We start from the raw sequence: 19,121 nt of genomic DNA, 5'->3' as shown, positions 1-19,121 counted from the left end.
TTCGCCGACGGCGCCGAGAAGGGCGGGATGGACTTCTGGCGGGAGGTCAGCTTGGGCTTTGGGCGGTGTGGATGCCGGCGGTGAGGAGGGGGTGTGTCCGGGGGAGGTCGTGGAGTTGGTCGCGCATCAGGCGCAGGCCGAGGGCGAGTGCCGCCGGGGGCACGCCGCGCGCTTTGAGGATGTCCCGGGTCCAGGCGACGAAGTCGGTGAACAGCGGGACGTCGTCCACGTACAGCGCGGCGGCGAGGAAGTCGGTGAGGTGGCCGAGATCGTCGGCGGTGGCCTCCCGCTGCCGCTCGTCGTAGGAGGCCATCGGCGGATGGGCCTCGGTGAGCGCGCGCATCGTGCGGGCGATCAGGTCGGCCCGGCCCGCCACGAGCCGGGCGTAGTCGGGGGAGGGCGGTCGCGGCGGGCCGCCGGGGGACGCGGCGGGGAAGGACGGCAGCAGCCCGGCCTCCAGCAGGTCGGCGGCGGCGTCCGCCGTCGGGGCCCAGCCGTCCGCGCCGAGCGCACTGGCGAAACGTCCGTCCGCCCCGAAACCCGCTCCGCCCGCGAGGACCGGGACGCCGGCTGCCTGGCAGGCGGTGATGGTCGCGTGCGCCCGGGGCAGCCGTGTGGTCAGCGTGCAGCTCACCGCCACCGCGTCCGGGCCGGTCTGGTGCAGGTGGGTGACCAGGTGGGGCGCGGGGACGCTCGCGCCGAGGAAGTCCACCCGCCAGCCGCGCAGCCGCAGCACCTCGGCCAGCAGCCGGGTGGCGAGCTGGTGGTACTCGCCGTCGGCGCAGGCGACGGCGACCCGGCCGAACCGGGGCGTGGGGCGCACGCGGGTGGCGATGGCGGCGACGGCCCGCTCGGTGACGGCCGTGGCCGCGTGCTCGCGGGCCACCGACCACTGGTCCGCCGCCCACAGCTCGCCCACCCGGCGCTGCGCGGGAGCGATGAGCTCCAGGAGCACCCGTTCGGCGGGCACGCCGTCGTCCAGCAGCGCCAGCACCAGGTCGACGGCGCCGTACTCGTCCGCCTCGCCGATGTGCTTCAGATAACGCTCGACGGCTGTGCTGAGGTCGGTGACCAGGGCGAGGTCGGTCATCTGTGCCTTTCGGGGAGGGGGCGGGCGCGGATGGCGAGCAGGGCGCGGTCGTCCTTGTCGCCGTGGGACGTCCAGGCGGTGGTGACCTCTTCGAGTCGTTGCACGACGGCCGAGATGGGCATGCCGGCGCACGTGGCGAGGGCCTCCTTCAGCCGGTTCGTCCCGTACAGCTCGGTGCCGGCGGGGCCGCCGGACGCCTCGGTGATGCCGTCGGTGTAGAGCAGGCACAGCTCGCCCGGGGCCAGTTCGACGGTGACCGGGCGGAGGTCGAGGTGGTCGTCGATGCCGAGCATGGAGCCCGAGGCGCTGACCTCCTCCACGCTGCCGTCGGCCCGCAGGATCAGCGGTTCCGGGTGTCCGGCCACGGCCACGTCGATCAGCAGGCGTCCCGCGCGGCCGGGGCGCAGCCGGGCCAGCACGAGCGTGGCGTAGGCGTCGGACGCCGGAGTGGCCAGCAGGGTCTGGTTGATCAGCGCGATCAGCCGTTCCGGCCGGTTCTCCACCAGCAGGAGCGTGCGCAGGCAGTGACGGATCCGCCCGGCCAGCACGGCGGCGCGGGCGCCCTTCCCGCAGACGTCCCCCAGGACGACCAGCGGCGCGTCCTCTCCCATACCCACGCGAGCTGGGACATCCAGCCGGACGGCGTAGGGGGCGTCCTGCCGGTCCACGCTCTGGGGCATGCCGGACCTGTCCAGGCCGTATGGGGCGCCGGGGCGGCGCTTGTCGTGGGGGACGCCGGGTCGGCCGGGGCTTGGGCGGCATACGTCGTAGAAGTCGCCGCCGATCAGCTCCGTCTGCTGCGAGGGGCGCAGCGATCCGGCGAGCTCGGCCTCGTCGAGAACGGGCAGCTCCGGCGGCAGCAGGTCCTCGGTGAGGATCGCGTTGGTGGCGCTCTGCTCCTGGTACAGCAGGGCGGAGGCGAGGGCGGCGCCGGCGCGGACGGCGAACGCGCGCACCAGGCTCTCGGCCGCCGCGTCGAAGGGCGGAGCGCCCTCGCGGCGGGCGAGGACCAGGACGCCGGCGGCCGTGCCGTTGCCGGGCAGCGGGGTCATCAGCAAGTGTCCCGCCCGGCCGAAACCCTCGGGCAGCAGCCACCCGGGCGCCCGGGCCGCGTCGATCCGGAGGTGGGGCATGGCCGCGTACCCGTACAGCGCGTCGGTCAGCTCCGGCAGCTCGGCGACGGACCGTACCTCGCCCTCCCGCACGGTGGATCCCCACGCCGTGGCGCGCAGCCAGGAGTGGGACCGGCGATGGTCGGGGAGAAGCAGCACCGTGGCGGCGTCGGCGAGGAACGACGCGGCGAGCTCGGCCGTGGCGCGGGCGCAGCGGCGCGTGTTGAGCGAGCCGGACAGCCGGTGGCCCGCCTCGACGAGGAACTCCGCGCGCTCGTGCGCGTGCGAGACCGGACGGAACTCCGCGCGCTCGTTCGCGGGTGAGAGCGGGCGGGCGCCGGCCGGGACCTCTCCGGCGACCTCCGACAGGAACCACGCCTGATGGGCCGGGCCGACCATCTCTCGGCGCACCCGGACCGTGCGCCCGCCGTGGACGGTGAGACGGCTCACGCCGATGGGCGTGGCCGGGTCGAAGGGGCATGCGGCGGTGGCGGCGGAGGATGTGGGGAGGCCGGGTATCGCGTCCGGGACGATGCGGACGGCGGCGGCGTTGGCCAGCAGAACGCGCCCGTCCGCGTCGCAGAGCACGACGCCCTCGCCCGAGGCCTCCAGGAGGGCACGCATCAGCGTGGCGTCCGGAGTCATGGCCGGTGCCGGCAGGAGGTCGGTGCGGTGATGGGCGGGAAGTTCGCTGGTGGCGCCGGAGATGTCACCGGTCGGTCGTGCTCGTGACATCACGAGGCCTTCCACATTGGGTGCAACCAGCCTACCTACCGACTTATCCGGTAAAGCCTGCCCGTGCCGATCGCGCATAGCGGTCCGGCGATCACAGGTGCCGTCGTAGCCCTCGGGAATACCTGGAATGGGGCTAGGGGCGCCGCGATTTCCACCACTGCGGGGGGATCCTGACCAGCCCTTGGACGACCGCCGCCGCGCCGGCGCCGGGGGTCAGGAAGTGTTCGGGCGCGAGCGACGACGGCGGGCGCAGCAGCAGCCGGACGGAGCCCACGAGCAGCACCAGCCATCCGACGATCATCACAAGCTGCCGCAGCAGGCAGGCCATGTGCCCGAGCAGGCTCGACGTCTGCCCGAGCAGGCCGCTGGCGGCGCTGACCACCGTGGAGGCGTCCTCCAGCCTCCGTGCCACTCTGGGTCGTCTCGATCTGACCACGTGGCCCACCTCCCACCAAAGGATCTTTGAATCCCTTCGGAGGGGCTCGCTAGCGCAAGCAATATCAACCGGCTCGCCCGCCCGCAACGCGAGCCGCGCACAGTGGGCAACTCTTCGAAATCGTGTTCGATTACATCCGGTCCCTTTGCCGGGCCGAGCGGGATTCCTGCCCTCGCGACAGGTGTGGCGCACCGCTCCCCCCGAGATGCCGCCGCGGTGTGGTTCAGGGCTTGGAAGCCTTCGCGGTCAGTGAGAACGGTGAGATCGGGGGCCGCTAGCTTGCCGCCGGATGGGGGCCGCGTTCGCGGACCAGTTTCTCGACGCCGTCGAGGATGCGGTCGAGCCCGAACCCGAAGTGGGAGGCGGGGTCCTCCACGGGCCCCTCGGTGTCGTATTCGTCGAAGACGCCGTCGTGGAGGGCTTCGGCCAGGGCGGGGAAGCGTTCGTCGATGAGGCGGGCGAGCAGCTCGCCGTACGACGGCGCCGCGGGTTCGTCCTGGCCGGGCGCGGTGCCGGGGTCGCTCGTGGACAGCTGCGTGTCTCCGCGCACGTAGTGCAGGACCAGCAGCAGCACCGACATCTTCTCGCGCGGCCGCAGCGCGGTGCCGCCGAGGGCGCGCAGCCCGGCGTCCAGCCAGGCCAGCTGCCCCGGGTCGAGCGGCGGTGCCCCCGCGGTGGTCACCTGCAGGATCCACGGGTGCCTGCGGTAGACGCCGGTCAGCTCCACCGCCCATCGGCGCAGCTCGGCGCGCCAGTCGGCCGGCGTGGGCGAGATGTCGGGCGCCGGCCCGGGTGCGGCGTCCAGCATGAACGTCCACAGCTCGTGCTTGTTGGCGACGTGCCGGTACAGCGACATGGTGGCGCACCCGAGCCGCTCCGCCAGGCGGGCCATGGACAGCGCCGCGAGGCCCTCGGTGTCGGCGATGGCGATCGCGGTGGTGACGATGCGGTCGAGGCTCAGCGCCTGCGCCGGGCCCCGCGCGCGGCGTTCGGAACGACCCCACAGGACTTCCAGTGTGCGGGGCAGCTCTCCGCCGGTCTTCTCGCTCATCGGCGCCATCCTACCGTTCTGCGTAGGGCATACGCGATGTGTATGACATACGCTCAGCGTATTTCCCACGCTCTGCGTATCAGATACGCTTAGCGTATGTCATACGCACCCAACCGCCCTTCCGATGAGGAGCCGTCATGGTCATGACCACCGAGAGCCCGTCCTCCCCGCCCTCCGGTCCCTCGGCCGGCTCCGTTCCGTCCCGCCGCTGGTGGCAGCGGCCGTGGATGGCTCCGCTCGGCTTCATCGCCGTGGTGTTCCTGGTCTACTCGCTGCCGCGGTACCTCACCGGTGACCCGGCCCTGTCCCGGGTGCCGCAGCCGGCGGGCTTCTCGGCGCACTATCCCCTGCTGGTGGCGCACGTCATGTTCGCCTCGGTCGCGATGCTGACCTGTTTCCTGCAGGTGTGGCCGTGGTTCCGGCAGCGGTACCCGGTGGCGCACCGGTACGTCGGCAGGGTCTACGTCTTCGGCGGTGTGCTCCCGGCCGGCCTGGCCGGCCTGGTCATCGGGGCGGGCACCCCGTTCGGGCCGGTCATCGCGGTCAGCAACGTGATGCTGGCGCTGCTGTGGCTGTCGTTCACCGTCGCGGGCTACCGGATGGCGCGGCAGCGGCGGTTCGTCGACCACCGGCGCTGGATGCTGCGCAGCTTCGCCCTGACCTATTCGATCATCACCAACCGCGTCTGGGGCGTCATCGTCGCCATCGTGCTGACGCCGCAGTTCGAGACCACCTTCAAGGGGGACGTCACCATGTTCACCTGGACGCTGGCCGGCCTCGGCGGCTGGCTCGGGTGGACGGTGCCGCTGCTGGTCGTCGAGTGGTGGCTGGAGCGCGGCGAGGCGGCCAAGCGCCGCGCGCGGGCGCGCTCCCGCGCCGCCCGCCCGGCCGCTGTGCACGGCGCGTACGAGTGACCGCTCCGCCTGTACGAGCGACCATGTCAGGCGGCGCGTACGAGTGACCGTCTCAAGCGGCGCGTACCAGTGACCGCCTCAGGCGGCGACGTGCTCCGAGACCGGGGCGACGGTGGCGCGGCGTCGTGCGGGCAGGGGACGGCCGCGCTCGCGCAGGATGGTCTTGAGCACCCGCCAGCCGTCGCGCACGGCGTGCAGGTTGCTCGTGCCGTGGATGCGGCAGCGCTCGTGGCTCGGGATCTCCTGCACGGCGAGCCCGGACTTGGCCGCCCGGACGTTCATCAGCGTCTCGATCTCGAAGCCGTCGCAGTCAAGGGCGAGAGCGTCCAGGTGGCGCGACCAGAAGGCGTTGTAGCCGTAGCACAGGTCGGTGTAGCGGGTGCCGTACAGCCAGTTGGTCAGCGTGGTCAGCACCGTGTTGCCGAGCGAGCGGGTGACGCTGATGTCGTCGGATCCCGCGCCCGAGGTGAAGCGCGACCCCTTGGCGAAGTCCGCCCCCGCGACCAGGGCGGAGACGAAGCGGATGATCTCGCGTCCGTCGGTCGAGCCGTCGGCGTCGATCATGACGATGATGTCGCCGGTCGCCGCCGCGAAGCCCTCGATGAGGGCGTTGCCCTTGCCGCGCCCGGTCTGCGGGACGACGCGCAGTTCGGGGCGCAGGGCACGCGCGACGGCCACGGTGTCGTCGGTCGACCTGCCGTCCACGAGGATGACCTCGTCGATCCAGCGTGGCAGGGTGGCGAACACGTGCGGCAGGTTCTCCGCCTCGTTCATGGCCGGAACCACCACGCTGACCGTCGCTCCGATGGCCAGGTCGTCGCTGACGGCGGTGTACTTGCCCTGGGGCGCGATGATCCCGTACGTCGTCATGGGCACATATTGGACCAGCCCGCCTGCAGGTGACTTGACAACCCCTTGCAAACCCATGGTCATCGACGCTTCCGGACTGGTCAGAGGCGGTACGTCCGGCAGAGGGGCTTGACTGCCGCGCCGGGTTTCGGTCGGGGGATTAGGGCGGCTATATCGGACATGTGCCTTGATCCGTGACCGCCGGTTCAGGCCGGCCACGTCCCGGGATACCTGGTTCACGGTGCCTTCTCCCGGGCGCCGGTCAGGACGGCCGAACCGCTCACGCTCGCCTGACGCCACGCGTGGGAGGCTACGCGCGTGCAGGATGTCAGTACGGGGAAGACCGGCCTCACTCCGCGGCTGGTCCGGGCCGAGCTCATCGTCGTCTTCGCCGTCTCGCTCGGCGCGAGCGCCCTGCGCTCCCTGATCTCGCTGATCGGCTCGCTCACCGTCCCCGCGGAGCTGAAGGCGCAGCACGCGGTGCTCGTCGGCACGAGGGCGCCCGGCCGCCCCTGGCTCGATCTGTCGCTGCAACTGGCCGACATCGCGATCGCCCTGGCCCCCGTCGCCCTGGTCGCCTACCTGCTGGTGCGGTCCGGGGAGTCGGCGCGCACCATCGGAGCCGACCTGCGCGAGCCGGGACGCGACCTGCTGCGCGGCGCGCTGCTCGCGGCCGTGGTGGGCGGCACCGGGCTGGCGTTCTACCTGCTGGCACTGCGGTCGGGCATCAACCTGGACGTCGTGCCCGACCGGCTCCCCGACGTCTGGTGGCGGGTGCCGGTCCTGCTGCTCGCCGCCGCGCAGAACGGCGTGCTCGAAGAGGTCATCGTCAGCGGCTACCTGCTGCACCGCCTGGACGCGCTGGGCTGGCGGCCCTGGCGCGCGGTCCGCCTGTCGGCGACGCTGCGGGGCTCCTACCACCTGTACCAGGGGTTCGGCGGCTTCGTGGGCAACGTCGCCATGGGCCTGCTGTTCGGCCGTCTCTACCAGCGGTGGGGCCGGGCCATGCCGCTGGTCGTCGCGCACACGCTCATCGACGCGGTGGCCTTCGTCGGGTACGGCCTGCTCCGCGGCCGGGTGAGCTGGCTGCCGTGACACCACGGGCACGGGCGACCGTCTGATGGGAGGTGACTTTCACAAGTCGCCGGAGTTCATTCCTGTCGGTCCGGCGCCTTTCGCACCGGAGTGGGTACCGTGACCTCGTGGATCAAAGCGAGGCCGGCCGTCGCCGCGCGCTGTGGGCCCTCGGAGCCCTTGCACTGGCGGGTTCGCTGGGTTCGCTGGCCGGCGACGCCGTGCGGTCGTCCTCACGCGCGCCGGGGGCCGCTCCGGCCCGGCACGGGCGGCGCAAGGCGCACCCGCGGGTCGCGCCGCCGCCCGCCGGGTGGACGGCGCACGCGCTGAAGGCCCGCCACCAGCCCGTGCGCAGCCTGCACGACCTGGCGCCGGCCGCGCCGCGCAACGCCATCGCGCTCACGATCGACGACGGTCCGCACCCCGAGTGGACGCCCCGCATGCTCGACCTGCTCGCCGAGCACGAGGTCAGCGCGACGTTCTCGCTCATCGGCCTGCAGGTGCAGCGCTACCCGCGGCTGGCCGAGCGCATCGTCCAGGCCGGGCACCAGCTCTGCAACCACACGATGCACCATCCCATCCCGTTCAACCGCCTGTCCGCCGGGCGCGTCAAGGCCGAGATCACCGAGGCGCAGCGGCGCATCTCCGACGCCACCGGCGTCCACCCGAGGTTCTTCCGCTCACCGGGCGGATCGTGGTCGCGGCAGGTGGTGCGCGCCGCCGGCGACCACGGCATGATCCCGATCGACTGGGACGTCGACCCGCGCGACTGGTCCAGGCCGGGCACCCGGCGCATCGCCCAGAGCATGCTCGCCTGCCGGCCGGGCGCCATCCTGCTGTGCCACGACGGGGGCGGCGACCGTTCCGAGACGCTCAAGGCACTGCGCACGGTCATCCCCCGCCTCAAGCACCGCGGCATGGCGTTCGTGGCCCTCTGACCCTGTCCGGCCGGGACATGGCGGTGTCGATCACCGGATTTATGGGGATAGACAGCTCGACGAGTCTTCACCCGTCCGGCCCGGGAGGCGGCACTGAGCACGCGCGGGGTGGTCGCCGTGGCCGGAGTCGCCATCGTGCTCGTCTCTCTCGCCGGTCACGCCGCGACGAAGGACACGACGCGCGTCACCGAGCGCGCCGGCCCGCTGGAGAACCCGGACGGCACCAGGCCGGGCCTGGTCGCCATCACCTCGCGCATGGACCGGGCGGCGGCCGTCGACCTGATCCGGCGGGTGCGGGTCGGCCGCCAGGGGTCCAAGCGCGGGTACACGCGCATCCGGTTCGGCGAGAACTGGGCGGACACCGCGCGGGGCGTGCCGTACGCGCGCAACGGCTGCCGCACCCGCGACGATCTGCTCGCCCGGGACGGCGAGGAGGTGGCCTACCGCCGCGGGTCCCCCTGCGTGGTGGTGGCGATGAAGCTGCGCGACCCCTACACCGGCAGGACGATCCGGTGGCGCAAGCGCGACGCCGACCGTGTGCAGGTCGACCACGTGGTGCCGCTGTCGTACGAGTGGCGCATGGGCGCCTCCCGATGGAGCATGGCCAAGCGGGTGCGCATCGCCAACGACCCGCTCAACCTGATCCCGGTCTACGGCCCGGCCAACGAGGACAAGGGCGGCGCGGGGCCGGCGTCCTGGCTGCCCCCCGTACGGAAGGTGCGCTGCGCGTACGTGACCCGTTTCGCGCAGGTCGCGGTGAAGTACGACCTGCCGGTCACCAGGTCCGACAAGTCCGCCATGCTCGCCCAGTGCCGCTGACCCGCGGCCGGTCGGTTCCCCTCGCCCGGCCTGCGACCCCGGCCCGTTCCCCCCTCGGCCCGCAGCCGCGGCCGGTGGCCGGTCGGTCGCCTCCGCCGGTCGGCGGCCCGGTCAGTTCCTCGCGCCGACCGGGTGGCGGTACTGCTCGGGCGCCATCGGCGCCTGGTTCACGTGCTGGTTCACCTGCGGCTCCTGCGGCGCGGGCGCGACCGGAGCCTGAGGGCCGGCGACGAGCCCGCGCACGGCGGCCTCGAGCTCCTCGGGGGTCTCGCCCTCGGCGAGCCGCGGGTCCGCCTTCGCGGCGCCCTTGGGCGTGGCCCAGAAGCGCCCGGTGTGCTCCCCGTACCACACCGTCCATCCGGGCAGCCGTGCCGCCAGTTCGCGTGCGACGGCCTTGCCGTCGGTGACCTCGTTCGCCATCACGACCCTCTTCCGTGGTTTCACCCGTCATCGACAGCCGGGACGGTCACCATCTGACGGAGCACACTGCCCGCGAGCTTCCTCGACGGGTGAGGCTCTCCCTTTACGGACGGTCGATCGGCCGGCTCGAACCAGACCGGACTGCCCGCTATGTCGCCGTGAAAACCCCCGGGACCCACCGTACGTGAGAAAAGCCGTTTATGGCCGTGAACCCGCTCGTAAAGGTGTGTGTGCTCCGGAGTCAGGCCCGTGACTACCCACCCGTATCGACCCCTATCCCACCGTTTGCTGGGGTTCCCCCCATCTCCCGCGCCTGCTCATCATGGGTCCAATCGACGATCTCAGGGAGTGCCGATGAGAACCGCGCACCGGACCTGTCCCCTATGCGACGCCGTCTGCGGCCTGCGGCTCACGCTCGACGACACCGGACGCGTCACGTCGGTCAAGGGCGACCCGGACGACCCGTTCTCCAAGGGCTTCATCTGCCCGAAGGGCGCGAGCCTCGGCCACCTCGACCAGGACCCCGACCGCCTGCGCGTCCCCCTCGTGCGCAAGCAGGACGACGAATGGCACGAGGTCAGCTGGCAGGAGGCCTTCGAGACCGTCGAGCAGGGGCTCAAGGGCGTCATCGACCGGCACGGCCGCGACGCCGTGGCCCTCTACCTCGGCAACCCGACCTTCCACACCATGGGCGGCATCCTGTACCGGGGGGCGCTGGGCCAGGCCCTCGGCACGCGCAACGTCTACTCCGCCAGCACGATCGACCAGATGCCCAAGCACGTCGCCTGCGGCTACCTGTTCGGCGACCCGCTCGCCATCTCGGTGCCCGACGTCGACCGCACCGACTACTTCCTCGTGCTCGGCGCCAACCCGGTGGAGTCCAACGGGTCGCTGTGCAGCGCCCCCGACTTCCCGAGCCGCCTCAAGGCGCTGCGCGGGCGCGGCGGCCGGCTCGTGGTCGTCGACCCGCGCCGCACCCGCACCGCCGCCGTCGCCGACGAGCACCTGTTCATCCGCCCGGGCACCGACGCGTTCCTGCTGTTCGGCATCGTCCACACCCTGCTCGCCGAGGACCTCACGACGATCGGCCTCGACGTCGCGGGGCTGGACGACCTGCGGCGGCTGTCGGAGGACTTCACCCCCGACATCGTCTCGCCGGTGTGCGGCGTGGCCGCCGCGGACATCGCCCGCATCGCCCGCGAGCTGGCGGCGGCGCCCACGGCCGCCGTCTACTCGCGCATCGGCGGCTCCACGGTCGAGTTCGGCACCGCGACGCAGTGGCTCGTCGATGTGATCAACATCCTGACCGGCAACTTCGACCGGCCCGGCGGCGTCATGTTCACCCGCACCGCCACCATGGACCTCGGCCGCACCGGCGAGCCGTACACCACCGGGCGCTGGCACAGCCGCGTACGCGGGCTGCCGGAGTCGCTCGGCGAGCTGCCGGTGGCCACCCTCGCCGACGAGATCGAGACCCCGGGCGAGGGGCAGGTCAGGGCTCTGGTGTCCGTGGCCGGCAACCTGGTGCTCTCGGCGCCGGGCGGCCCCCGCCTGGACCGCGCGCTGGCCGGCCTCGACTTCGTGGTCTGCGTCGATCCCTACCTGAACGAGACCACCAAGCACGCGAACGTCATCCTGCCGCCGCCGCGCATCCTGCAGATGCCGCACTACGACTTCCTGCTGCTGTCGGTCACCGTGCGCAACTACACGCGGTTCTCCCCGGCCATCCTGCCGCTTTCGCCCGAGCAGATGTCCGAGGCCGACATCCTGTCCCGGCTCACGCTCATCGCCTCCGGCCAGGGCGCCGACGCCGACCCCTCCGCGCTCACCGAGATGATGCTGGACCAGATTCTCGGCGGGGCCACGCAGGCGCCGGGCTCTCCCTTCGAGGGCAGGGACGTCGCCGAGGTGCGGGCCTCGCTGCGGGGCGACAGCGGGCCCGAGCTGCTGCTGGACGCCTTCCTCCAGCTCGGCACGCACGGACTGTCGCTCGCCGACCTGCTGGACAACCCGCACGGCATCGACCTCGGGCCGCTCACGCCCCGGCTGGCGGAGCTGCTGTGCACCGAGTCGGGCCGGGTGGAGCTGGCCGCGCCGCGGCTGGCCGAGGAGGCCGGACGGCTGCGCGAGCGGCTCGCCGCGCCGGCCCCCGAACTGCTGCTCATCGGACGCCGGCAGCTGCGCTCCAACAACAGCTGGCTGCACAACGTGCCCACGCTGGTCGGCGGGAGCAACCAGTGCACCCTGCACGTCAACCCGGCCGACATCGCCCGGTACGGCATCGGCGGGCAGGCGGTGATCCGGTCGGCGAACGGCGAGCTGGTCGTGCCGGTCGAGCCGAACGACGCCATCATGCCGGGCGTGGTCAGCCTGCCGCACGGATGGGGCCACGCGGGCAGCACCCAGCGCGTCGCGGCCGAACACGCCGGGGTCAACGCCAACGCCCTCACGGACGAGTCGGTGGTGGACGTGCCGTCGGGCAACGCCGTGTTCAACGGCGTCCCGGTGACCCTCGCGCCCTACGAGCCCGAGGAGCCGGCGCTGACCGGGTCGTTCCCGCTGTCCTCCACCGCCGCCGTCTGAGCGAGGTCCCCACCGGCTCCGGCCGCGGCGGGGTCGCCGGGCGGGGACAGCAGGAAGTGCAACCGCACGGAGGTGCCCGCGGGCCGGTGGTGGATGCGCACCAGGTCCGCCAGCTCGTTGGCGATGAGCACGCCGCGCCCGCGGGTCGCGCCGTCCGCCGGCGGGATGCGCCCGGTCATCGGGTCGGCGATGTGCCCGGTGTCGTCGAGCTGGCAGGCGAGCACGCCGTCCTCGGCCCACACCGTCAACGTGGCGGGCCCGGTCGTGTACTCGGTGGTGTTGGTGGCCAGCTCGTTCATCGCCAGCAGCAGCTCGACGACGCGCTCCCCGGCCAGGCCCTCCGCCATCGCCCGCACGGTGAGGAAGTCACGCACGCCCGGCAGCGCGCCGACGCCGGTGAAGGTGTACCGCTCGGCGTCGTCCGGCGGCGCGGGCAGCGGCCAGTCGAACGCCGCGGCCGTCTCGAGCGGGTCGCCGTAGGCGGCGCTGGCCCGGCTCCCGTCGGTGTCCTGCAGGGTGGGGTGGGTGCGCTCGGCGTCGGCCAGCGCCGAGGGGTCGAGCGCCGAGGCGTCGTACGGGCACAGGATGGCGGCGTCCCGGCCGGCGAACGCGGCGTTGATCAGCGCCTCGTGCGCGACGCAGGCCGGGTACTCGACGGCGCTGCGGCCCTTCCAGACGGGCTCCCCGATGATCCACACGCGACGGCCGGGGTGGGCGCCGGCGAAGGCCAGCAGGACCGAGGGGATGATGCGCCCCGGATTGCGGCCCGCGAGGGCCATGTCGGCGAAGGTCACGGCGTCGCCGTCGGCGCCGAGCCGCGCGCGGACCAGCTCGCCGTTGCCGCCGGGGACGGCGACCAGGGCAGGGTCCCCGGAGGCCAGCGCGCGCCGGACGAACGCCGCGCAGCCGGACGCGTACTGGTCCGGGTCCCGGTAGAACAGGCCGATGTGCTCGAACGGGCCGGCCGCCCGCGTGGACGGTGCGTACTGGTTCATGCGACGGCACCCGCGCAGGGATCGCCGCCCAGCAACCGCATCAGCTTGACCAGCGACACCGAGCAGCCGGTGATGCGCACTTCGGGCGGGGCGGTGGTGGCCGCGCCCATGAGCAGCCTGGCGGCGCCGGCGTCGGCGAACCGCAGCCCGGCCACGTCGAGGGTCACCGTGGCGTCCGGGCGGGACATGTCGTCGATGACGTCGGCCAGGGTGGCGGCCAGCGCGTCACGGTTGGAGGCGTCGGCCTCGCCGATCAGCCGCAGCCCCGGCGGCTCACCGGTGCGTTCCATGCGCAGCAGGGGCCGCCAGTTCCAGTCGGTGCCGGGTTCCATGCGGGACGGGTGCGCGGCCGAGACGCGCAGGAGGCTGACCTGGTCGAACAGCCGCCGGTCGTACAGGCAGAGGGCCATGGCGTAGCCGTCGGCGAAGACGCGGTTGACCTGGGCCTCGTACCAGTGGAGAGGGTCGGCGCCCACTACACCGGCTCTCGCCCACGACATGTCGCCGATCATGCGCAGGGCCGTGTATCCGCCGCCGCGCGCCACGGCGATCTCGCGCTGCCAGTCGTCGAGCACCACCATGGGGTCGAACAGGCCGTTGGTGAGGTAGTCGTCCCGCGGGTGGCCCATCTGCAGTTGCCCGGTGCGGACCAGACGCCAGGCGTCCACGCCGTTGTCCGTCAGCTCGCGCAGCAGGAGGTCCGGGGACGCGTCGGAGAGGTAGATGATCTTCTGGTTGGCGTCGGCGCCGGCCTGCACGTAGCCCGTTACGGCGGCCAGCCGCTGGTGTTCGTCGTCGAAGGTCCAGCACACGTGGTCGCCTGGACGTATCCGATCCACAACCGATGGATCCATCGGCCTCCTCATTTCTGGTGGACGCCTTCCCGTTCCGGTTCTGCTGACCACCGGACCGGGCCGCCGTCCGCCGCGCTGCCGGTCAACCCGACTGCACCGGGCCGCGATTCAGGCTACCAGCCGCATATCGACCGCCGTAGGTGATAACCCCGCACCTGGTTGGCCCGGTGGCCTCGGCCGCTCCCGGGGTCCCCGGCGGCGAGCGGGGGCGGGCGGGGGCGGGTCGCCGCTGCCGGGAATCGGCCGCCTACCTGGAGGAGGACGGCTGATTCGACGATCTATATCGCTATATTCATGGCCATGCTGCTCCCGGCCCCCGAGGTCGCCGCTCTACCGGTCGTGCATTCCGTCCGGCCACGGCTGCGCGTTCTCGATCTGCTGCGCTTCTGCGCGGCGTTCGCGGTGGTGCTCTTCCACTACGGGCACACGCGGGCGTGGGGGACGCCGAACGCCTTCCCCACCCTGAGCGCGGTGACCATGTTCGGGGTCTACGGGGTCCGCATGTTCTTCGTGATCAGCGGCTTCGTGATCCTGATGAGCGCGTGGGGACGCACCCCCGGCGAGTTCGCCTCCTCGCGGATCGCCCGGCTCTACCCGGCGTACTGGGCCAGCGTGATCATCCTCGGCGCGCTCGCGGTCGTGGGACTCACCACCGACCACCGGCCGACCCTGAGCGAGCTGATCGCCAACCTCACCATGCTCCAGCACGGGCTGCGGATCCGCGATCTGGAGCTGGTGTACTGGACGCTCTGGCAGGAGCTGGTCTTCTACGTGCTCATCGCGGTGTTCGCCGCGATCGGCTTCACCTACCGGCGCTGCCTGGCCTTCCTCGGCGGCTGGCTGGTGCTCCTGGCCATCGCCGAGCGGGTGGACGCCGACCTCCTCCAGGCCGTCCTCGTCCCCTTCAGCGCCCCGTACTTCATCGCGGGGATGGCCCTGTACCTCGTCCACCGCTTCGGCGGGTCACTGTTCCCCTGGCTGTTCGTGGGCGCCGGCTGGGCGGTCGCGCTCGTGCAGGTGCTGGGGGAGAACCCGCCGGCCGTCCAGCGGTTCGGGCAGGACCTCGGATCCGCCCTGGTGGTCGGCGTGATCTCCCTGATCTTCCTGGTGATGATCCTGGTCGCGCTCGGCACCTTCGACGGGGTCGACTGGCGCTGGCTCACCGTGCTGGGCGCGCTCACCTACCCGCTGTACCTGTTCCACCACCACGTCGGGTATCTCCTCATCGGGTGGCTGCACGCGCCGCTGGGCAGGTGGCTCACCCTGCCCGTGGTGCTGGCCGCCGCGCTCGTCCTCGCGTACGGCGTGCACCGGCTGGTCGAGGTGCCCCTGCAGGACCGGCTGAGGTCCGCGCTCAACCGGTCCCTCCGCGCCGACGACGGCTACTCGGACCGCGCGGGGTAGACCTCGCCGCCCTTGAGCTCGCGTCCCTGCAGCAGCGCCGTCACCGTCACGAAGTGGTAGCCCTGCTTCTCCAGCGTGGTCAGCACGGCCGGCATCGCCTTGACGGTCTGGGGGACGATGTCGTGCAGCAGGATGACGCCGTTGCGCTTGGCCAGCTTCAGCGTCCGCGCGGTGATGACCTTGGTGTCGCGCGCCTGCCAGTCGAGCGTGGAGCCCGTCCACAGGATCTGCGGCAGCTCCAGCTCGGCCATCAGGCGGCCGACCCGGGAGTCGGTGGCGCCGTTCGGCGGGCGCATCATCGTCGGCCGCTCGCCGATCGTCTGCTCGATCACCTCGGAGGTCGAGTTGACCTCCTGCATGATCTCGTCATCGGTCAGCTTGGTGAGATCGGGGTGGGTCCAGGTGTGGTTTCCCACCTCGTGGCCCTCCGCCACGATGCGCCTGGCCAGCTCGGCCCGGCCCTCGACCTTGCGGCCGAGCAGGAAGAAGGTGGCCTTGGCCTTGTGCTTCTTCAGCGTGTCGAGCAGTTCGGGGGTGTAGGGCCACGGCCCGTCGTCGAAGGTCAGCGCGATGCACTTGTACCGGGCGCAGTACGGCTTGGCCGGCTCGTCCGCCTTCTTCCCCGTCTCGGCCGCCGCCGGAACGGTCAGCAGGCCCATCGCACACACTGTTGCCACAAGTACTCGGACTTTCCGCCACATGGCCCCGAATCTTAGTGAAACGGCGCACTAGTAGCGATCTCTACGCACGGTTCCGTGCGATCGGTCCCCGGCGGGCTCGTGCGCCCGTACCGCGTCGAAGGGGACCCACCGGCGGTCGCGACTCTCTGACCTGGTGTTCCTGGGGAGAACGACGCCGACGAAAATTGTCCCGAAGAGAGTGTCGAAACGGCGTGCAGGCGTTCGACGCGTGTGTGACGGCTGGTCGACGCGTCCGGGATCCGCCGGACCCAGCCCGAGACGACAAGGGAGCGACAATGCGATTTCTGATGATGCACCGGCTCGACGAGCGTGCCCCCGAGGCCTGGAACCCCAGCCAGGAGTTCATGGAGAAACTGGGCGCGTTCATCCAGGACTCGATGGAGAAGGGCATCCTGATCACGGCCGAGGGCGTTCACCCGTCCGAGCGGGGCGCGCTGGTCCGCAAGGCCCGCAGCGGGGGGATCACCGCGATCGACGGCCCGTTCACCGAGGTCAAGGAGGTCATCGGCGGCTTCGCGCTGCTCAACTTCGACGACCGCGCGCAGGCCGTCGAGTACGCCAAGCGGTACGCCGACCTCTTCGACGACGTCGAGGTGGAGGTGCGCCAGGTCGCGGAGGCCGAGGACTTCCCGGCCTGACGACACCGGCGGGGCCGGCCCCATCGGGACCGGCCCCCGCCGGCGTCTCCGCGCCCATCAGACGCGGCGGGCGAAGAACGGTCCCGCCCGCCACGCGTCGGTCACGCGTCCTCACCCCAGGACGAGCGGGAGGCGGCGCACTCCTGTCAGAGACGGCGTGGGGATGAACCGCACGGGGTCCTGCGGGTCGGTGCGAAGGACGTCGAACCGGTCGAGCAGGATGTTCAGCGCGACCTGTCCCTCCAGCCGGGCCAGGGGCGCGCCCAGGCAGAAGTGGATGCCGCGGCCGAAGCCGAGGTGCGGGTTGGGCTCGCGACCGGGGGCGAAGACGCCGGGGTCGCGGAACTGGCGCGGATCCCGGTTGGCCGCCGCGAGCCAGACCATGACCATCTGGTCGGCCGGTATCGTCGCATCTCCGAGCCGCGCCTCCCGGGTGGTGGTGCGGCCGAGGAGGGCGAACGGGGTCAGGAACCGGATGGACTCCTCGATGACGGCCGGGATCGCCGAACGGTCGGCGCGTACCGCATCCTGCTCGCCGGGGAAGGCGTCCAGGCACAGCACCGTGTTGCCGAGCAGCATCGTCGTGGTGATGTGACCGGCGAGCAGCAGCACGATGGCGAAGTTCACCACCTGCTCGTCGGGCAGGCGTTCGCCGTCCACCTCCGCCTCCACCAGCCTGGTGAGCAGGTCGGCGCGCGGCCGCCGCCGGCGTTCCGCGGCGTGCGCGGCGAGGTAGGCCGACATCTCCTTCCACGGTCCCATCGTGGCCTGGAGGTCCGCGCTGCGCTCCTCGGCGGACCGGTTGAGCGAGATCTCGGCGTCCCGCTGGAACAGCGCGTCGGCCCACTGTTTGAACAGGTCGCGATCGCTGCTCGGCACCCCGAGCAGCTCGGCGATGACGATGACCGGCAGCGGGTAGGCCAGGTCGGTCACGAGCTCGAACCGCTCGCGCTCGCGCGCCGCGTCGATCAGCTCGCCGGTGAGCGCGGCGATCCGTGGTTCGAGATCGGCCACGACCTTGCGGGTGAAGGCGCTGCTGACCAGCTTGCGCAGTTTGCCGTGCTCCGGCGGGTCGATCTGGGTGATGAAGCCGTTCAGCGAGAAGTCGTCCTCGCTGGGCAGCAGCTCCTTGGGGACGACGCGCATGGTGTCGGAGGAGAACGTCGCCGGGTCGCCGAGGACCTCGTGGGCCTCCGGGTATCCGTAGACGTTCCACAGCCCGGTGCCGGCGTCGAACTCGACCGCCGGGCCCGAACGGGGCCCGTGCAGCCAGAAGTGCCGTTCGGGGATGTCGTACCGTTCGACGATGTCGGACATCGCCTCTCCTTGGTTGAGGATCCCTCTGCCGATGTGGGTCAGGACGACCTCTCGCGGTACTCCTTCCAGCGCTCGAACATCCCGTCCGAGTCCTGCAGGATGAAGGCGAAGAACTCCCGGGTGTCCTCCAGCCGGCCGCGCTGGCCGGGCCGGTCGTCACCGATGACGGACAGCCCGAAGTCGAGCGTGTCGAGGCTCTGCCTGACGATGGCGAGCTGAACCCGCATGACCTGGTCCCATCCGCCGCCGACCATCCGGTAGCGGTGCTCGCGGGCGGAGGTGGGGACGCGTTCCACCATCCCGCTCAGCTCGAGCTGCCTGGCGACCGTGCTGACCGCGGTCTTGCTCACCCCGAGCGTCGCCGCCAGGCCGGTGAGCGACTGGTCGGGCGGGTCGCAGATCATGAGCCACCCGTACAGGCGGCCCATCGTGCGCGTCCCGCCCAGCCGCTCCATGATCAGTCCCATGCGATCGACGAACTCGGCCTCCGAAACTTTCACCCGCGCCAACTCCGCAATGATCGTCAACTACGTACTTGACGAAGTGTACGTCGGTCGGCTCCGGACGTGAAGAGCGGCACGGACAGGACGGACCTCGCGTCCACGGAGAGGCGGCCGGGCTCATCGGGCGATCTCGGAGGTCTCCCGCGGTGACGGCGCACCTCTGAAATTTTCTTGCCGACTTGACACATTTCGGCAGGGTTTCCAGACTGTGTTTCCGAGGCGGCCCCTCCTGCCATGTGGTGGTGTGCGGTGAGGACCGCCATTCATGACGCCCTAGTGGTGTGCGTTCCCTGATCACGGGACGCGGCGTCGATCGCGCGGGGTGACCCCAGCGTGTCCGCATTTCCGTGATTCAGTCTGGAGCACTCAGTCATGGGCATTAGAGAGATGCTTCCGCCGCTGCCTTTCAGGCGGCCGCGGGTTCTGATCGCCGCCGCCGCCGGCCTGCTCGGCGTGGTCGCCGCGGTGACGGTACCGACCATGCCGGCCGGTGCGGCGGCGAGCACGCTCGGCGCGGCCGCCGCGCAGAGCGGGCGGTACTTCGGTACGGCCATCGCCTCAGGGCGGCTTGGTGATTCGGCGTACACGACCATCGCGAACCGTGAGTTCAACATGGTGACGGCCGAGAACGAGATGAAGATCGACGCGACCGAGCCCAACCAGAACCAGTTCAACTTCACTGCCGGTG

The 19,121-nt window shown here is 71.7% G+C and carries 19 protein-coding genes; 8 read left to right on the top strand and 11 right to left on the bottom strand.

Translation table 11 applies throughout. From position 1 onward, the window contains the following. Positions 1–46 precede the first annotated feature (46 nt). From ACFQSB_RS07295 to ACFQSB_RS07280, 4 genes are all read right to left on the bottom strand, one after another. A complete protein-coding gene (locus ACFQSB_RS07295; protein WP_380825097.1) occupies positions 47–1,090 on the bottom strand; it encodes a cobalamin B12-binding domain-containing protein in 1,044 nt (347 codons plus the stop codon). Next, positions 1,087–2,937 (bottom strand): SpoIIE family protein phosphatase, encoded by a 1,851-nt coding sequence (locus ACFQSB_RS07290; protein ID WP_380825095.1) that lies wholly within the window; start codon positions 2,935–2,937, stop codon positions 1,087–1,089. Before ACFQSB_RS07290 ends, ACFQSB_RS07295 begins: the two co-directional genes overlap by 4 nt. A 133-nt stretch (positions 2,938–3,070) precedes the next feature. Beyond that, positions 3,071–3,349, bottom strand: a complete 279-nt coding sequence (locus ACFQSB_RS07285; RefSeq protein ID WP_354853506.1) for a hypothetical protein — start codon at positions 3,347–3,349, stop codon at positions 3,071–3,073. Between the two features lie 298 nt (positions 3,350–3,647). After that, positions 3,648–4,424 carry a TetR/AcrR family transcriptional regulator gene (locus tag ACFQSB_RS07280; RefSeq protein WP_380825093.1) on the bottom strand — a complete coding sequence of 259 codons (777 nt, stop codon included), beginning with the start codon at positions 4,422–4,424 and terminating at the stop codon, positions 3,648–3,650. 137 nt (positions 4,425–4,561) lie between these two features. On the opposite strand from ACFQSB_RS07280, the gene ACFQSB_RS07275 reads away from it, so the two are divergent. Next, on the top strand, positions 4,562–5,338 hold the full coding sequence (locus ACFQSB_RS07275; protein WP_380825091.1) for a DUF2306 domain-containing protein: 777 nt from the start codon (positions 4,562–4,564) through the stop codon (positions 5,336–5,338). A 78-nt stretch (positions 5,339–5,416) separates the two neighbouring features. Here the strand turns inward: ACFQSB_RS07275 and ACFQSB_RS07270 are convergent, their stop codons facing one another. Further along, a complete protein-coding gene (locus ACFQSB_RS07270) occupies positions 5,417–6,208 on the bottom strand; it encodes a glycosyltransferase family 2 protein (RefSeq protein ID WP_380825090.1) in 792 nt (263 codons plus the stop codon). A 297-nt stretch (positions 6,209–6,505) separates the two neighbouring features. Here ACFQSB_RS07270 and ACFQSB_RS07265 point away from each other — a divergent pair, with 297 nt between their 5' ends. From ACFQSB_RS07265 to ACFQSB_RS07255, 3 genes are all read left to right on the top strand, one after another. Beyond that, positions 6,506–7,282, top strand: coding sequence for a CPBP family intramembrane glutamic endopeptidase (locus tag ACFQSB_RS07265; protein WP_380825089.1), 777 nt, complete (start codon positions 6,506–6,508; stop codon positions 7,280–7,282). 107 nt (positions 7,283–7,389) lie between these two features. Beyond that, positions 7,390–8,199 (top strand): polysaccharide deacetylase family protein, encoded by an 810-nt coding sequence (locus ACFQSB_RS07260; protein WP_380825086.1) that lies wholly within the window; start codon positions 7,390–7,392, stop codon positions 8,197–8,199. 117 nt (positions 8,200–8,316) lie between these two features. Further along, positions 8,317–9,018: an HNH endonuclease family protein gene (locus tag ACFQSB_RS07255; RefSeq protein WP_380825085.1), complete on the top strand. Its 702-nt coding sequence runs from the start codon at positions 8,317–8,319 to the stop codon at positions 9,016–9,018. Positions 9,019–9,129: 111 nt separating this feature from the next. On the opposite strand, the gene ACFQSB_RS07250 is transcribed toward ACFQSB_RS07255, so the two are convergent. After that, positions 9,130–9,438: a hypothetical protein gene (locus ACFQSB_RS07250; protein ID WP_380825083.1), complete on the bottom strand. Its 309-nt coding sequence runs from the start codon at positions 9,436–9,438 to the stop codon at positions 9,130–9,132. Positions 9,439–9,792: 354 nt separating this feature from the next. Here ACFQSB_RS07250 and ACFQSB_RS07245 point away from each other — a divergent pair, with 354 nt between their 5' ends. Next, complete coding sequence (locus ACFQSB_RS07245) at positions 9,793–12,021, top strand: molybdopterin-dependent oxidoreductase (protein WP_380825082.1); 2,229 nt, start codon at positions 9,793–9,795, stop codon at positions 12,019–12,021. Here ACFQSB_RS07245 and ACFQSB_RS07240 read toward each other — a convergent pair. Next, positions 11,958–13,016, bottom strand: coding sequence for an anti-sigma factor RsbA family regulatory protein (locus tag ACFQSB_RS07240; RefSeq protein WP_380825081.1), 1,059 nt, complete (start codon positions 13,014–13,016; stop codon positions 11,958–11,960). The genes ACFQSB_RS07245 and ACFQSB_RS07240 overlap by 64 nt on opposite strands. Then, complete coding sequence (locus ACFQSB_RS07235) at positions 13,013–13,870, bottom strand: MEDS domain-containing protein (protein WP_380825079.1); 858 nt, start codon at positions 13,868–13,870, stop codon at positions 13,013–13,015. Before ACFQSB_RS07235 ends, ACFQSB_RS07240 begins: the two co-directional genes overlap by 4 nt. Positions 13,871–14,170: 300 nt before the next feature. Here ACFQSB_RS07235 and ACFQSB_RS07230 point away from each other — a divergent pair, with 300 nt between their 5' ends. Continuing rightward, entirely contained in the window at positions 14,171–15,274 is a 1,104-nt protein-coding gene (locus tag ACFQSB_RS07230; RefSeq protein WP_380825078.1) for an acyltransferase family protein, read from the top strand. Here the strand turns inward: ACFQSB_RS07230 and ACFQSB_RS07225 are convergent. After that, a complete protein-coding gene (locus ACFQSB_RS07225) occupies positions 15,253–15,933 on the bottom strand; it encodes a polysaccharide deacetylase family protein (RefSeq protein ID WP_354853473.1) in 681 nt (226 codons plus the stop codon). The two genes, ACFQSB_RS07230 and ACFQSB_RS07225, sit on opposite strands and share 22 nt — an antisense overlap. 317 nt (positions 15,934–16,250) lie before the next feature. On the opposite strand from ACFQSB_RS07225, the gene ACFQSB_RS07220 reads away from it, so the two are divergent. Further along, positions 16,251–16,613, top strand: a complete 363-nt coding sequence (locus ACFQSB_RS07220; RefSeq protein ID WP_380825076.1) for a YciI family protein — start codon at positions 16,251–16,253, stop codon at positions 16,611–16,613. A 111-nt stretch (positions 16,614–16,724) separates the two neighbouring features. Here the strand turns inward: ACFQSB_RS07220 and ACFQSB_RS07215 are convergent, their stop codons facing one another. Continuing rightward, a complete protein-coding gene (locus ACFQSB_RS07215) occupies positions 16,725–17,930 on the bottom strand; it encodes a cytochrome P450 (protein WP_380825073.1) in 1,206 nt (401 codons plus the stop codon). 38 nt (positions 17,931–17,968) lie between these two features. Next, positions 17,969–18,430 (bottom strand): GbsR/MarR family transcriptional regulator, encoded by a 462-nt coding sequence (locus ACFQSB_RS07210; protein WP_380825071.1) that lies wholly within the window; start codon positions 18,428–18,430, stop codon positions 17,969–17,971. Positions 18,431–18,820: 390 nt separating this feature from the next. On the opposite strand from ACFQSB_RS07210, the gene ACFQSB_RS07205 reads away from it, so the two are divergent. After that, positions 18,821–19,121: endo-1,4-beta-xylanase (locus ACFQSB_RS07205; RefSeq protein ID WP_380825070.1), on the top strand; the 301-nt coding region annotated here is incomplete at its 3' end.

Origin of the sequence: Sphaerisporangium rhizosphaerae (assembly GCF_042665155.1) — a bacterium.
Lineage (GTDB): Bacteria > Actinomycetota > Actinomycetes > Streptosporangiales > Streptosporangiaceae > Sphaerisporangium > Sphaerisporangium rhizosphaerae.
The sequence above is the reverse complement of the archived record's forward strand: the minus strand, read 5'-3'. Positions and strand labels throughout refer to the sequence as shown.